The organism is Phormidium sp. CCY1219 (genome assembly GCF_035615515.1).
GTDB lineage: Bacteria > Cyanobacteriota > Cyanobacteriia > Cyanobacteriales > Laspinemataceae > CCY1219.
Genome location: NZ_JAJENT010000268.1, coordinates 1 through 15,165 on the forward strand (window position 1 = coordinate 1; position 15,165 = coordinate 15,165).

The following is a 15,165-nucleotide window of genomic DNA, read 5'->3' on the forward strand; positions in this document are numbered from 1 at the left end:
ACTTTGATAATGCCTTTAAGAGTTCAGTTTTGGACTGCTTAAGAATCCCCGCGTCTTCAGCGCGGGGAGTATCAAAACGGTTGGCAATCTCCCTTTTTTTTCCAAGTAATTTCCGCGAATTTGGGTAGTTGTCGCGCTCTTGTTAACCCAAATTCTCTTTATTCTCCCTTGACTAACTTTCGGGCACTGGTTCCTGGAGTGAACCGAGGAACCTGCTGAGCGAGCAATCGATTCAGAAAATTTTTATGCGTGGGATTTTATCAAACGCAACAGGGTTTGTCAACCCCTCTGGCGACAGATGACTGACACAGGACAATGAGATAATAATTGAGATGGGAACTAAATCATTGCTGTTTTTGTCTGTCTAAAGAAATATATCTTTCTCAAGCAGTAGATTGGGGCATCTCACTCCTGTTATCCAGAAAGACGAGAGCCTAAACGGCGATCGCGATCCAAGTCAGGCAAGCAATGGTTGCCCGAAGGGAAACGCCGATCGCGCTCCTCCCAATTTTTTAATACTACCCGAAAACACAAGATGAAAACCAAAGACTTAAATCGGATTAAAACACCTCTCGATATTCCTCATAAGGGGGAAAATCATTGCGCCGCCGAACGGAGAAACCACCCGCTTGCGGTCAGGAAAAGGGGTGCGATCGCCGGTGTGAAGACAACCGCAACCACCGCGCCCTAACGGGATGCTGCATCCAGCAAGCGCAGAACCAGCAAAGATGGGTTTAGTCGAGAATTTAGCTGAACAGAGGCGAGTATGGGGTTAACTTTTAAACGGACCGATCTGTGGCGCTACAGCATTGCGGTGGTGACAGTGGCGATCGCCCTGCTGCTGTCGCAGTGGTTGCTATCGCCTGCACAACCGAGTGCTTCCATACTCTTTTTTGTCGCCGTGGCGGTGAGTGCCCGGTATGGCGGCACCGGTGCGGGATGGCTGGCTACTGTTTTGGCCGGTTTTGCCCTTCACTATGGTTTCGATCCGCTAGCCGGGTTTGGAGTGGGGGAAGCGATCGCCATTGTCGCATTGGGGTGGATCGCGTGGGAAATCGGGGAAATGCAAGCGCAACAGGGGCGATCGCGAGGGGAGGAGCAAAACCAAACACACAGAATGCAGGCGATCGTCGATGCGGTTCCCCTGGCTATCTGTTACGTGGATCCGCAACAGCGCTATTGCTTTTGCAATCAAACCTACCGGGAATGGTTTCCATCCGCCCCCGGCGAGATTCGCGATCGGCACTTGCAAGAAATTCTCGGCGATCGCAGCTATCAGCGAATTCAACCCCAGGTGAACGCTGCATTATCCGGGCAGCATGTCAGCTACGAAACCCAGGTATCTCCACCAGAAGGCGGATCCCGGACGGTTCGCGCCACCTACGTGCCAGATTTTGGCAGACGCGGAAACGTCAAGGGCTTCGTGGCACTGATTGAAGATATCACCGAGGAAAAGCAAGCGGCAGAAAATTTGCGCCAGAGCGAGCAAAGACGTCAACTCGCTTTCGATGCGGCGAATATGGGCATCTGGGAGTGGGATTTAACGAGCGCAAAAGTCACCCGATCGCCGGTGGTGGATCGGATTTTTGGCGCGAAAACGGGCAGCTTTGAGGGCACCTATGAGGAGTTCGTGCAAGACATTCATCCCGAGGATCGCGATCGCTTCATCCGCACGGTAGGGGAGGCGATCGAACGCCAGACTAACTACGAAATCGAATTTCGCATCATTCAACCTAATGGGGAAATCCGCTGGGTGATGAGCAAAGGACAAGTGCTGCCCGATGAAGGAGGCACATCGAGCCGGCACATCGGCGTTTGTATGGATATTACGGACAATAAATATGCCCAACAAGCCTTGCAAGTGAGCCAAGCAAGGTTCCGCCATTTATTTGACTCCAATTTGCTCGGACTGGCGTTTGGAGATGGTCAAGACCACATCACCGAAGCCAACGATGCCTTTTTACAAATTGTGGGATACAGTCGCGAAGACTTGCGGCGGGGGAAAGTGAGCTGGACGCAACTGATTCCGCCTGACAGCGATCGCGTGGCTGGCACGATGCAAGACAATCTCTCACAGACACATTGCACCCCCTACGAAGTGGAATTGATTCACGCCCAGGGTCAGCGGGTTCCGGTGTTGATGGGGAGAACTCCCTTAGAAGACTATACGAATTTGGCGATTAGCTTCGTGCTGGATGTGAGCGAGCGCTCCTGTGCCCGCGCCGCGATCGCCGAAGGCGAGGAACGACTGCGATTAGCCTTGGAAGCAGCGCAGATGGGGATGTGGGATTGGGATATTGCCACGGGAACCATTGCCCATTCCGAGATTGTCGATCGCCTGTTGGGGTTAGAACCGGGTACATTTGGCGGCACTTACAATAGCTTGATTAAAATCGTCCATCCCGACGATCGCCCCCGCTTCAACCAAGCGGCGATCGCCACGATGGAACGCGGTGCAGACTTCGATATCGAATTTCGGGTGGTGAAACCCAACGGGGAAGTGAGCTGGGTGGCGAGCATCGGCAAACGCTTACCGGATAAAAGCAAGCAAAGCGATCGCCTGATAGGAGTATGCATGGATATCACCGAACGCAAGCAAATCGTTGCCGAACTGTACCGTCGCGAGCAGGAATTTACCGCCCTGGCGGACAATGCGCCGGATATCATCGCCCGCATGGACCGAGAAGGACGCTACACGTATATCAATCCGGCGATCGAAACCGCCACGGGAATTCCCCCGGAACGATTCATCGGCCACACCTTTTCCGATTTAGGATTTCCCCCCGAGATTGACGCTTTGTGGCAAAAGCGCATCCGCCAAGTGATGGAAACCGGGCGAGAGTGCATTGTGGAAAATGACTTACCCACGGTGCATGGAACGCGACACTATCAGTCTCGCTTGGTTCCGGAACGAGCATTAGATAATTCTATATCCTACGCGATTTGCATCAGTCGCGATTTGACCGAACTGAAACAAGCAGAGGCAGCCTTGCGAGAAACGAACCAAACTTTAACGGCACTGATTCAAGCCTGCCCCTTGGCGATGATGGTACTTGACGTTGAGGGGCATGTGAAAATTTGGAACGAGGGCGCACAAAGCATCTTTGGCTGGGGCGAAGCAGAGGTACTCGATCGCCGATTTCCGGGCATCGCTCCCGATGGAATTGAGGAATTGCGCGCCCAAATTTGCGCTACCCTGGCGGGAAACCCCTTGATGGGGTTCGAGACTCAATATCAGAACAACCAGGGTCGCCCGATTGATGTGGCGCTTTGGACGGCGGCGTTGCACGATGCCAACGATAAGTTGAGTTGTTTGTGCATTGTGGCGGATATCCGCGATCGCAAGCAAGCGCAAGAAGCGCTGCGCCACAGTGAGGAGCGGTTCCGCACCTTGGTTAACTCGATGGATGATATCGTGTTTACCTTGGATCGCCAGGGAAGACATACGGCGGTTTTCGGCAACTGGCTGGAACGAACCCAAGTTTCGCCGGAGGTGTTTTTGAATAAAACCGCACGGGAAATCCTCGGCGAATCGGCGGCGGGCATTCACGAAGCCGCGACGCAAAAAGCTCTGAATGGGGAACATGTGGTATATGAATGGAGTTTTAAGAGCGCGATCGGGGAGCAACATTGTCAGACGTCTCTCTCGCCTTTGCGAGATGCGGAGGGGAAAACGATCGGCGTGGTTGGAGTGGGACGGGATATTACCGACCGCTATCGCACGGAACAAGCACAATCCTTCCTGGCTGAAGCTTCTTCCGTGCTGGCGTCTTCTCTGGATTATCCCACGACTCTGAAAAGCTTGGCTAATTTGGCGGTTCCCCAAATGGCCGATTATTGCATGATTTATATCCTGGAAGACGGGGGAGAAATCCGGCGTCTGGGAATGGCACATATCGATCCGGCCAAAGAAGAGATGTTACGCGAACTGGATTCCCGCTATCCCCTGGATATCGGGCGATCGGATCCGATCGCCCAAGTCATCGATAGCGGAAAGTCCATCCTCCAGCCAGAGATGTCTGAGGGGTGGTTATCCGAGGTGAGTCACGATCGCCACCATCTGGAAATTCTCCAGCAGGTGGGCTGCAACTCTTGCGCGATCGTGCCCCTGGTGGCGCGCGGGCGCACCCTGGGCGGCATTTGCTTTGTCACCGGGGAGTCGGGTCGTCGCTATGACCAGAAGGATTTGATGCTGGCTGAAGAACTGGCGCGCCGCGCTGCTTTGGCGGTAGACAATGCGAGGCTATATCGCGCCTCTCAGGAAGCTAACCGGATGAAAGACGAGTTTTTAGCGATTGTTTCTCACGAGTTGAGGACGCCGCTGAATGCCATGCTGGGTTGGGCGCAACTGCTGCGGGCGCGCAAGTTTGATGAAGCGACCACCGATCGCGCCTTGGAAACCATCGAACGCAATGCCCGGGCGCAAACCCAGCTCATTGAGGATTTGCTCGATGTGTCGCGCATCCTGCGGGGCAAGGTATCTTTGTGCTTGCAGCCCGTTGCTTTGTCACAGGCGATCGATGCGGCGATTGAAGCGGTTCGTCCGGCGGCGGAGGCGAAACAGATTCAGATTAAAACGGCGATCGCTCCGGTCGTGGGGGTGGTGTCGGGGGATTTCAATCGCTTGCAGCAGGTGATTTGGAATTTGCTCTCGAATGCGATTAAGTTTACTCCCGAGGAACAAAGCGTGAAAGTGCGACTGCAGCGATCGGGCGCTTATGCCAAACTTCAGGTCATCGATCCGGGGGCGGGCATCCAACCGGCGTTTTTACCGTTTGTGTTCGATCGCTTTCGTCAAGCGGATAGTACCACCACGCGATCGCACGGCGGACTGGGGCTGGGTTTGGCGATCGTGCGTCATTTGGTGGAATTGCACGGGGGTCGCGTCCGCGCCGACAGTGCCGGTGAGGGCAAAGGTACGACTTTTACCGTTTTGCTCCCGCAACTGGAGGAGGAGTCTATCTCCCCAACATCTCCCGTAACTTCCCCTTCTACTCTCTCTTTGGAGGGTTTGCAGGTGTTGGTGGTGGATGATGAACCGGATACCCTGGAATTTCTGGCCACGGTGTTGCAGATAGCGGGCGCAACGGTTACGGCGGTGCCTTCCGCCACTGAGGCGATCGCCGCGATCGAGGCTCAGACTCCCGATGTGCTAATTAGCGATATCGGTATGCCAGAACAAGATGGCTATTCTCTGATCCGTCACGTGCGAAATAACGCAACTGACGGGCACGAACTCCCCGCCCTGGCCCTAACCGCTTATGCTAGAGATAGCGATCGCACCCACTCCCTAGACGCTGGATTTCACAAACATGCGTCTAAACCCATCCAACCGGATGATTTAATTGCCCAGGTGCAACAACTCGCTGCCCGCAAGCGGAAATTGCGGTAATTTCTGCCTTTTGATAGATGCGATTTTTTCTAAAAAGTTCGTCGCCAAATCACCCTTCACAAGCGCGATTGGCTTCTGCTATTCTTTAACTATCGCCATCAGGCAATCTGAGTGCAAAACACCCTGGTTCTGCGATCGACTCCTTCGATTCGTCTAGCTGTGGAGTGAACATTGCCCACTGGCTTTCCCATGACTATCTAAAGCTAGGAAGCCAACTCACCCGACTCTATTCCCGAGGCTCCGCCTCCCCACCATAAATCAAGTTTAGCCCATCGCCAACCCTTCGCGAACAATTGTCCCATGAAAAACGACCGTCAGGCAATAAAATGGCCGAAATTCCTCTATCGATATTCCCGTTCTCTTCTCCTCGGATTGATGACTCTGGTAATAATATTGGGCCTGCATCTCCTCTGGGGAATTCCTGGATTGACTCAAGAAACCACCACGTTAAAAGTGCTGGTTAATGCCTTAGAAGCCAAAGAATGGTCCTCCCTGGTGGAAGAATTCGAGGAAAAAAATCCGCAAATCGAGATTGAAGTGGTGGAAGGTCCGACGGATAGCAACCTGGTGGAAAACCTCTACAGCACCGCTTTTTTGTTGGGGAAATCTCCCTACGATTTAGTGTACATGGATATCATTTGGGTGCCTAAATTTGCGGCGGCGGGATGGTTGCAGGATCTCTCGGGCAAAATTGCGCCAAGCGAATTGCAGGATTTTTTAGAGAAAGATATCGAAGCGGGACGCTATAAAGGCGGGTTATATCGGATTCCCTTTCGGTCGGATGTGGGTGTGCTTTATTACCGCAGCGACTTATTAAAGCAAGGCGGATACGAACCTCCGGAAAATTTCGATCGCCTGCAAATCATTGCCCAAGAATTGCAGCAAAGCACGGAATCGAACTGGGGATATCTTTGGCAAGGGAAGCAATACGAAGGACTTTCTGCAATGTTTGTGGAAGTTTTGGAAGGATATGGGGGCGTTTGGATCGACCCAGAAACGAAAGCGGTGGGACTGGATAAACCCGAAGCGATCGCGGCGGTGGAATTTTTGCGACATGCGATCGAATCGGGAATTACGCCCTCGGGGGTGACGACTTACACGGAATCGGAAAGTTTGCGCTTTTTCCTCAATGGCGAATCGGTGTTTTTAAGAAATTGGCCTTACGTATGGGCAGAGGCGAATAAACCGAGTTCTCCCATTCAAGGGAAAGTCGGTTTAAAAGCAATGGTTCACGCCCCGGGGGAAAGTAGTGGTGCGGCCCAAGGCGGTTGGGGTTTGGGAATTGCCAAAACTTCCAAACATTCGGAAGAAGCTTGGAAATTTATCGACTTTTTTACCAGTCGGGACAGTCAGAAACAGTATATCCTCGATTATAGCTACATTCCCTCCCGGCGATCGCTGTTTAGGGATCCGGAAGTGGTGGACAAATATAGCTATTACCCCAAACTACTCCAGGCGATCGATAACGCGGTTTTGCGTCCCCCGATTCCGCAATACGCCCAAGTCTCCGATATTTTGCAGCGCTATCTCACTGCGGCGCTGACGGGCAGCAAAACCCCGGAAGCGGCGATGAAAAAAGCAGCCGCAGAAACCCGCAGAGTCCTCGGCACTTCCTAATGTTTTCGGGGATTTTTGCCGCAAAAAACCTTCCCCCGAACCTGCTGTTCGCCGCCGGATACTTACAACCTGTAACTCTCACGCTCAAACCAGAAGCTTATGAAAGTAAAAACCATTCGCGCCCAGGATTTACTCACGGGATGGATTCTCGTCACTCCCGCATTGCTCGTGTTGCTACTCGTCTTTGCTTACCCCATCGGACGAGCATTTTGGTTAAGTGTATTTACCCGCAATCTCGCCACGAACCTCGAACCGGTGTTCTCGGGATTGGAAAATTACAGCCGCATGTTAGGAGATGGTAGATTTTGGGCGAGTCTGTGGAATACAACCCTTTTTACCAGCATTTCCGTGGGCATAGAACTCATCCTCGGATTGGGTGTGGCTTTGGTGCTCAACGAAACCTTTAAAGGACGCAATGCAGTGCGGACGATCGCGATTCTGCCTTGGGCATTGCCTACTTCAATTATGGCGTTAGCTTGGGCTTGGATTTTTAACGATCGCTATGGTGTATTGAACGACCTCTTAATTCGTTCCGGATTGATTTCCGAGAAAATCAATTGGTTGGGCAATCCCACCTTAGCAATGATTGCCGTTATTGCAGCAGATGTGTGGAAAACTACCCCGTTTATCAGTATTTTGCTGTTGGCGGGGTTGCAGTCAATTTCTCCTGACCTTTATGAAGCTCATAAAATCGATGGTGCTAGTCCTTGGAAAAGTTTTACCCAAATCACATTACCCCTGCTAACGCCGCATATTTTAATTGCGGTATTATTTCGCTTTGCCCAAGCTTTCGGAGTGTTTGCCCTGGTCAAAGTAATGACCGGCGGCGGTCCGGGAGGGGCAACGGAAATGGTGGCGCTTTATATTTATTCAACCGTCATGCGTTACCTGGATTTTGGCTATGGTGCGGCGTTGGTAGTCGTCACTTTTTTGCTGTTAATTACCGCTGTGGCGATCGCCGGCTATTTGCTCTCTAAATCTCCCGCCCGTTCCGAAATTCTCAAATAAACCTAACCCATAACACTGGACAATTCACGCCAACCATTCTCTCTCATCAATTCCATGAGTCAAGCAACCCAAACCTCTGACAAATCTGCCCCCCAAGTCGGGATTTCCTGGGGAAAAATCATCCTCTATGGCGCGATTTTTCTAATTGTCGCCTATTGCCTCGGCCCAGTGCTTTGGCAATTACTGACTTCCTTTAAAGTGAATGAGGATATTGAAACCATTCCGAATGTCTATTTCCCCACTCGATATACCTTGGGCCATTACCAACAATTATTCATTCGGCGTCCGTTTCTCTGGTATCTGTTCAATAGCGCTTTTGTTTCTATTAGTTCTACGGTGCTCTGTTTGGGAATTGGCGCACCTGCCGCTTATGCGTTAACCCGCTTAAAGCTTCCGGGAGAAAGAATTATCCTGATTGGCGTTTTGGTGGTGACGTTATTTCCTTACATCCTGCTGTTTTTGGGATTGTTAGAAACTATCAAAACTCTCGGATTGGGGAATAATTATCTCGCCCTCATCGTACCTTACACCGCCAAGAATTTACCGCTGACCATTTTGGTATTGCGAAGCTTTTTTAAACAACTGCCCACGGATTTGGAAGATATGGCCAAGGTAGATGGTTACAAAACTTGGCAAATCCTGCTCAAAATTGTTCTGCCGCTCACGGTTCCCGCCCTGGTGACTACGGGAATTTTGGCGTTTATTTTTGCCTGGAATGAATTCTTGTTTGCTCTGACGTTTATCACGGAAGAAACTATGAAAACTATCCCGGTGGCCGTGTCGCAAATTAGTGGGGCGACGCAATTTGAAACCCCCTACGGTCCTCTGGCGGCGGCGACGATTTTGGGCACGTTACCGTTAATCGTTCTGGTGCTTTTCTTCCAGCGCAAAATCGTCCAAGGATTGACCGCAGGTGCGGTGAAAGGATAATATGCTTTCCGGTCTATTTCACACAAAAATAGCCCGCGTTGGAGCAGCTCTGTGCATGAACCTCCACCCTGAGTTAGGGAATTTTTAACATATTTTATCGGAGAAGATAATGGCAAAATTGGAACTAAAAAATCTCAACAAAACTTACAGCAAAACGGTGATTCCGATTAACGATGTTAGCATTTCGGTCAATGATGATGAATTTCTCACTTTGCTCGGTCCTTCGGGATGCGGGAAATCCACGGCGCTGCGGTTAATTGCGGGATTAGAACCGCCGACTCACGGGCACATCTATATTGGCGATCGCGACGTGACCCATTTAAAACCAGGCGATCGCAATGTTTCAATGGTCTTTCAAAGTTATGCCCTCTATCCGCACATGACGGTTTATGAAAATATGTCCTCCTCGCTCAAACTTCGCAACTTTGAAGAAGAGGAAATCAAAAAGCGGGTCGCCGAATCCCAGAAACTTCTGGATCTCAGTGACGATTTGCTGAACCGAAAACCCGGTCAACTCTCCGGAGGTCAGCGTCAGCGGGTGGCCCTGGGACGCGCGTTAGTTCGTCAACCGGATGTGTTTTTGCTCGATGAACCGCTGAGTAATTTAGATGCCTTATTGCGCGAACGAGTGCGGGCGGACATCAAGCAGCTTTTCGAACAGCAAAAAGCGCCGGTTGTTTACGTCACTCACGACCAAGTAGAAGCGATGACCCTTTCGACCAAGGTGGCGGTTTTGTATGAAGGCAAGCTACAACAACTCGACCCGCCGCAGCGCCTTTATCAGACGCCAGCGAACCGCTTTGTGGCCTCTTTTGTGGGTAGTCCGCAGATGAATTTATTAGAACTTCCCTGCGACAATCATCGCGCAAAGTTAGGTGCCCTCGAGTTGCCGTTACCCGAGGGACTTTCTACCCCCGATAAAATTGTGGTAGGTATCCGTCCGGAACACGTTCGCCTACCGCGCGAGGGGGATGAATTTACCCTGGAAGGGCGGGTGTTTTTGGTGGAAAATTTAGGCATGCAAAATTTGCTCAGCGTGCGGGTGAAAGGCAGCGAAAATCAATCGGAGTCGGGGATTACCCTGCGGGCGCTGCTCTCTGCGGATGAAGATTGGGGCGGCGAAGATGTGACCCTGGCATTACCTGGGGATTTGCTGCACTGGTTCGATTTAGAAACGGGCGATCGCCTGCGCCAATGAAGTGGAGTTCCCGGCGCGATCGCCCCTTCCACTGCTAGTATTTCCTTCGGTGGTTTCGGCGCTTTCCTCGGGGCGATCGCGTTCACAATCTCCTATTATAGCACTTTTTCCCTGGCGTTAAAGTATCTTGCAATAAAACTTGATTAAACTTAACAATTTATCCGGTCAAATGTTAAAAATTCTCAAGTTATTGCGAGTTTTTTAAACTCACCCTTCTCAATGGCCTAAAATAGATGAAAATTGAAATAGCAAATCCGCAAGGAACGCGCGACGATAATTACCGACAAAACACCATGAAGTTGAAGCCTTGGCATTGGATTCTCTCATTCTGCATCTTGTGCCTCACCCTGCTGGGGGGATGCGTGAGGGAGGGCACGGATCCGGGTACCCTGCAAGTGTGGGCGCACGCCGGACAAGATGCCGAACGCCAAACCCTACAGGCACAAGTGAAGCGATTTAACGCCGCCCAAGATGCGGTGGATGTAGAGCTGACTTTTTTGCCTGAAGGTTCCTACAACGCACAAGTGCAAGCCGCCGCCCTGTCGGGGGATTTGCCCGACGTGCTAGAATTTGACGGCCCGTTTATTTATAATTACGTATGGCAGCAAAACTTGATTCCCATTGACGAGCTGATTTCGCCAGAACTCCGTGCGGATCTGCTGCCTTCGATTATCCAGCAGGGCAGGTATAACGATCGCCTGTATTCCGTGGGTACCTTCGACTCCGGACTGGGCATGTACGGACGGCGCAGCATGTTAGAAGCTGCCGGGGTTCGCATTCCCACCGGCAACGCCGACGCCTGGACGGCGGCAGAATTCAACGAAGTGCTGGCTGCATTGGCGGCACAAGACCCGGACGGGCAAGTGCTAGACCTGAAGCTCAACTATTCCGGCGAGTGGTTTACCTATGCCTTCATGCCCATTTTGCGATCGGCGGGGGGCGGACTCATCGATCGCACCGACTACCAAACCGCCACCGGCGTCCTCAACGGTTCGCAGTCAGTAGCGGCGATGGAACAGTTGCAATCTTGGATGGAACAAGACTATGTAGACCCCAATGTAGATGACGCCGCCTTTCCCACCGGACGAGTGGCCCTCTCTTGGGTGGGGCACTGGGTATATCCGGGATATGCCGAAGAGCTAGGCGAGGATTTGGTCGTCTTGCCCCTGCCGAACTTTGGGGAAGGCTCGAAAAGCGCCCAGGGGTCTTGGAATTGGGGCATTACCGCCAACAGCGATAACCCGGAAGGGGCGATGGCATTTTTGGACTTTTTGCTGCAACCGGATGAAGTGCTGGCGATGAGCAATGCCAATGGTGCAGTGCCGGCCACCAAAACCGCGATCGCCCAATCCCCATTGTATCGCGAAGGCGGACCGTTGCGCCTGTTTTCCGCACAACTGCTAACCGATAAAACCGTCCCCCGTCCGCAAACCCCCGGCTATCCGGTGATTACCTCCGCATTCCAGGAAGCGTTTAACAACATCCGCAACGGTTTGGCGGTACAAACAGCCCTCGATCGCGCCGCCCTGGAAATCAATATCGATATCGAGGACAATCAAGGGTATCCGAACGTGAGTTTTTAACTCGGTTCTCCCCTTGTTTCTTCACACTTACCGTTAACCATAGTATCCGAGCTGATGAGTGACCCGCAAACTATAAAAAGAGATGATACGCGCACGGCACTGACAATGGCAGCACCGGCACTGCTGGGTTTGTTCCTGTTTGTTGCCCTGCCTTTTGCCCTAGCGGCGATCCTGTCCTTTTCCAACCTGCGACTGGGATCTCCCTTACCCACCGAATTTATCGGCATCGAACAGTATCGGCGCATTTTTAGCGACCCTTCCTTCCGTCGCGCCTTGCTGAACAATGCCATATTCGCGATCGTGGTGGTGCCCTTGCAAACCGCGATCGCCCTCGGATTGGCCATGCTGCTCAACCGTCCCCTGCGCGGAATGGCCGCATTTCGCACACTGTTCTTCATGCCAGTGGTCTTTCCGATGGCCCTGGTATCGGTAATTTGGATTTTAATCTACGCCCCCGGTTCGAATGGCATGATGAATTCTTTTATGGAATTTATCACCTTTGGACTCTGGGAACCGAGAGATTTTCTGCGCGACCCCTATCTCGCCTTACCGTCCATTATGCTCCTTTCTATGTGGCAAGGGGTTGGCTTTCAAATGGTGATTCTTTTAGCCGGATTGCAATCGATTCCCAGCGATTTGTACGAAGCTGCCGCAATTGACGGTAGCAATAAATGGAACCAATTTATCCATGTGACTTTGCCCCAACTGCGAAACACCTTAATCTTCGTCATGTTGGTGACTTCGATTCTCGCGTTTCGCCTGTACGACCAAATCGAAATTATGACCCAAGGCGGTCCCCTCGATGCAACCACCACGGTGATGTATGAGGCAGTTACCGCCGCATTTGAACAACAAAAAATGGCCAAAGGTGCAGCGATGACTGTGGTCTTTTTCCTCATCGTCTTGGCTATTACTATCCTCCAACGTACCCTGATTAAAGAAGAACGGGCGATCGAGTAAATTCCCTCGCCAAATCTGCGATATCTAGCCAGGTGTTATCTATGTTATCATGCAAAAATAATTGCAGAGGGTAGGGTGGGCAAAGCTACTTTCAGAAGTGCCGATATTGCGCATTTGTTCTCGTGCCTGCCCACCCTCCAAATTCCATAAACCCTCATTAAGGATGATTTGTTTATGACCCTTCCAGGAACTCCCAAAGAAAATCCCGAATTGGGTGAAAAGGTCGCCCACCAACCGGAAGAAGAACTGCTCACCCAAACCCAAAAACGGCAACGGATTGGCATTGCGATTAGCTATATCGTCCTCACCATTTTGTCGTTGCTGTTTGTTTCTCCCATTCTGTTTATGATTATCGGGAGTCTTAAACCGGATAACCAGGTTTTGTTAGAAGCCGGTTCGCTGAAAGCGTTTTTCCCGGATAATCCCTCCCTGCAGAACTACGAGGATGTATTCGACCGGGTGAATTTTATCCGCTTTTTCTTTAATTCGATTTTTATTACCGGCAGCATCGTTCTGGTGGGGTTGCTGGTGAATTCGATGGCGGCGTATGCCTTCGCCCGGTTGCAGTGGCGCGGGCGAAATCTGATATTTGCCGGGATTATCGCTTTGATGATTATTCCCTTTGAAGCTATTGCAGTGCCGCTATTTTTTCAAGTGACGTTACTCGGATGGCGCAATACCTACGTTGCCCAAATTATGCCGTTTATTGCTAATGCGTTTGCGGTGTATTTGTTTTATACCTTTTTTATCGATTTGCCCAAAGAATTGGAAGAAGCGGCGCGCGTGGATGGGGCGAGTCCGCTGCGAACTTTTTTTGAAATTATTGTGCCGATTTCTAAACCGGTGTTTGCTTCGGTGGCGATTATTACCTTTTTGACTCAGTGGGGTTCGTTTTTGTGGCCGACGATGATTACGTTTGGCGAAAAAGTCCGCCCTCTCCCAGTGGCGATCGCCCAATTCCAAACCTTACCTCCCTTGCAATGGGGCGATATTATGGCCTTTGGCGTGATGATGGTAGCTCCGATTTTGGTGGTGTTCTTAATCTTCCAAAAATGGTTCGTCCAAGGGGTGGCCTCTTCGGGGATTAAAGGATAATATTGGGTTGTATTGTCAAGATGAATCGGTGTTTTTTTCTCGAAATTTAAGTCTATCGGAACAATGGCAAAAGTAGAATTTCAACATGTTTACAAGGTTTACTCGAATGGCTTTACCGCCATGAAAGACCTTTGCTTGAGTATCGCTGATGGCGAGTTTATGGTGTTTGTCGGCCCTTCGGGATGCGGTAAGTCCACGGCGCTGCGAATGCTAGCGGGATTGGAAGAGATTAGCGCCGGAAAGCTGATTATCGGCGATGAAGTGGTGAACAATCAAAGTCCGCAAGAGCGCAATATTGCAATGGTGTTTCAGAATTATGCTCTTTATCCGCACATGACAGTGCGGCAAAATCTCGATTTTCCATTGCGGATGCGGAAGGTGTCGAAGGAAGAAAGAAATCAGCGGGTAAAAGATGCTGCAGAAAAGTTGGGTTTGACCCAGTTGCTAGATAACAGACCGAAGCAAATGTCCGGGGGACAGCGCCAGCGGGTGGCGATGGGACGGGCAATTGTCCGCGACCCTTCGGTGTTTTTAATGGACGAACCCCTATCGAATTTGGATGCAAAAATGCGCGTGCAAATTAGAACGCAAATTGCCGATTTGCAGCGCCGCATGGCTACCACTACGGTGTATGTAACTCACGACCAAGTGGAAGCAATGACAATGGGCGATCGCGTGGCGGTGATGCGGGCGGGAGAACTCCAACAAGTCGCACCCCCACAAGATTTATACGACTATCCCGCTAATGTGTTTGTGGCGGGGTTTATCGGGTCTCCCGCTATGAATATTTTTCACACTCAGTTGCGCCGCGAAGAAGATGGCACCTTCACGATCGCCTATGGGGATAAACAATTAGCGATCGCCCCAGAAATCGCCGATCGCTACTCGGAAATCAAGCGCTATGTGAATAAACCCATTATCGCCGGATTGCGTCCGGAAGCCTTTTTCCTCGCCGACAGCAATACCCCCGAAAACCGCAAAATTGACGTGGAGGTAAATACCGTAGAAGCCCTCGGCCATGAAATGATAATCTATTTCAAATCTCCCGTGTCTAAAATTGAAATCGAAGATAAAGGAGACCCCACCGAAGCATTGGAAAATAATTTAGAGGAAAATTCTTCTATCGCGATCGCCCGCCTCGGGTCTTATCGCGAACTTCACCACTCCTCTCAACTCGCTTTAGCCGTAGATACCACTAAGCTGTATTTATTCGACCGCAAAGGAATGGCGATCGCAAATTAAGCGCATATCCTACAGGCGATCGCCTCTCTGGCTTATTTGTGCGATAAACTATTCCCGTAGAAACGCCTGAAACCGACTGAAATGCTTCTGTGATAACGTTTTCAGCCGGTTTCTAACCGGCTTGAGCTATGAGGCGTGGG

General features: G+C 51.1%; 9 protein-coding genes. All 9 read left to right on the forward strand.

Features of this window, described 5'->3' with window-relative positions:
- Positions 1-766 precede the first annotated feature (766 nt).
- The gene (locus tag LKK83_RS03420; protein ID WP_324629445.1) at positions 767-5,392 is read left to right on the forward strand and encodes a PAS domain S-box protein; all 4,626 of its coding nucleotides are present in this window, start codon (positions 767-769) and stop codon (positions 5,390-5,392) included.
- Between the two features lie 300 nt (positions 5,393-5,692).
- Positions 5,693-7,009, forward strand: coding sequence for an ABC transporter substrate-binding protein (locus LKK83_RS03425; RefSeq protein ID WP_324629446.1), 1,317 nt, complete (start codon positions 5,693-5,695; stop codon positions 7,007-7,009).
- Between the two features lie 99 nt (positions 7,010-7,108).
- A complete protein-coding gene (locus tag LKK83_RS03430; protein WP_324629447.1) occupies positions 7,109-8,017 on the forward strand; it encodes a carbohydrate ABC transporter permease in 909 nt (302 codons plus the stop codon).
- Positions 8,018-8,071: 54 nt separating this feature from the next.
- Complete coding sequence (locus tag LKK83_RS03435) at positions 8,072-8,947, forward strand: carbohydrate ABC transporter permease (protein WP_324629448.1); 876 nt, start codon at positions 8,072-8,074, stop codon at positions 8,945-8,947.
- 109 nt (positions 8,948-9,056) lie between these two features.
- Positions 9,057-10,145, forward strand: a complete 1,089-nt coding sequence (locus tag LKK83_RS03440; protein WP_324629449.1) for an ABC transporter ATP-binding protein — start codon at positions 9,057-9,059, stop codon at positions 10,143-10,145.
- 233 nt (positions 10,146-10,378) lie between these two features.
- Positions 10,379-11,728 (forward strand): ABC transporter substrate-binding protein, encoded by a 1,350-nt coding sequence (locus tag LKK83_RS03445; protein ID WP_324629450.1) that lies wholly within the window; start codon positions 10,379-10,381, stop codon positions 11,726-11,728.
- A gap of 54 nt (positions 11,729-11,782) precedes the next feature.
- Positions 11,783-12,688, forward strand: coding sequence for a carbohydrate ABC transporter permease (locus LKK83_RS03450; RefSeq protein ID WP_324629451.1), 906 nt, complete (start codon positions 11,783-11,785; stop codon positions 12,686-12,688).
- Between the two features lie 174 nt (positions 12,689-12,862).
- Entirely contained in the window at positions 12,863-13,783 is a 921-nt protein-coding gene (locus tag LKK83_RS03455) for a carbohydrate ABC transporter permease (protein WP_324629453.1), read from the forward strand.
- 63 nt (positions 13,784-13,846) lie between these two features.
- Entirely contained in the window at positions 13,847-15,025 is a 1,179-nt protein-coding gene (locus tag LKK83_RS03460) for an ABC transporter ATP-binding protein (RefSeq protein WP_324629455.1), read from the forward strand.
- Positions 15,026-15,165: the final 140 nt, after the last annotated feature.

What these genes read in the sequence shown, in the direction of transcription:
- LKK83_RS03420 (WP_324629445.1), top strand. Translation starts at nt 767, where the DNA reads ATGGGGTTAACTTTTAAACGGACCGATCTGTGGCGCTACAGCATTGCG.
- LKK83_RS03425 (WP_324629446.1), top strand. Translation starts at nt 5,693, where the DNA reads ATGAAAAACGACCGTCAGGCAATAAAATGGCCGAAATTCCTCTATCGA.
- LKK83_RS03430 (WP_324629447.1), top strand. Translation starts at nt 7,109, where the DNA reads ATGAAAGTAAAAACCATTCGCGCCCAGGATTTACTCACGGGATGGATT.
- LKK83_RS03435 (WP_324629448.1), top strand. Translation starts at nt 8,072, where the DNA reads ATGAGTCAAGCAACCCAAACCTCTGACAAATCTGCCCCCCAAGTCGGG.
- LKK83_RS03440 (WP_324629449.1), top strand. Translation starts at nt 9,057, where the DNA reads ATGGCAAAATTGGAACTAAAAAATCTCAACAAAACTTACAGCAAAACG.
- LKK83_RS03445 (WP_324629450.1), top strand. Translation starts at nt 10,379, where the DNA reads ATGAAAATTGAAATAGCAAATCCGCAAGGAACGCGCGACGATAATTAC.
- LKK83_RS03450 (WP_324629451.1), top strand. Translation starts at nt 11,783, where the DNA reads ATGAGTGACCCGCAAACTATAAAAAGAGATGATACGCGCACGGCACTG.
- LKK83_RS03455 (WP_324629453.1), top strand. Translation starts at nt 12,863, where the DNA reads ATGACCCTTCCAGGAACTCCCAAAGAAAATCCCGAATTGGGTGAAAAG.
- LKK83_RS03460 (WP_324629455.1), top strand. Translation starts at nt 13,847, where the DNA reads ATGGCAAAAGTAGAATTTCAACATGTTTACAAGGTTTACTCGAATGGC.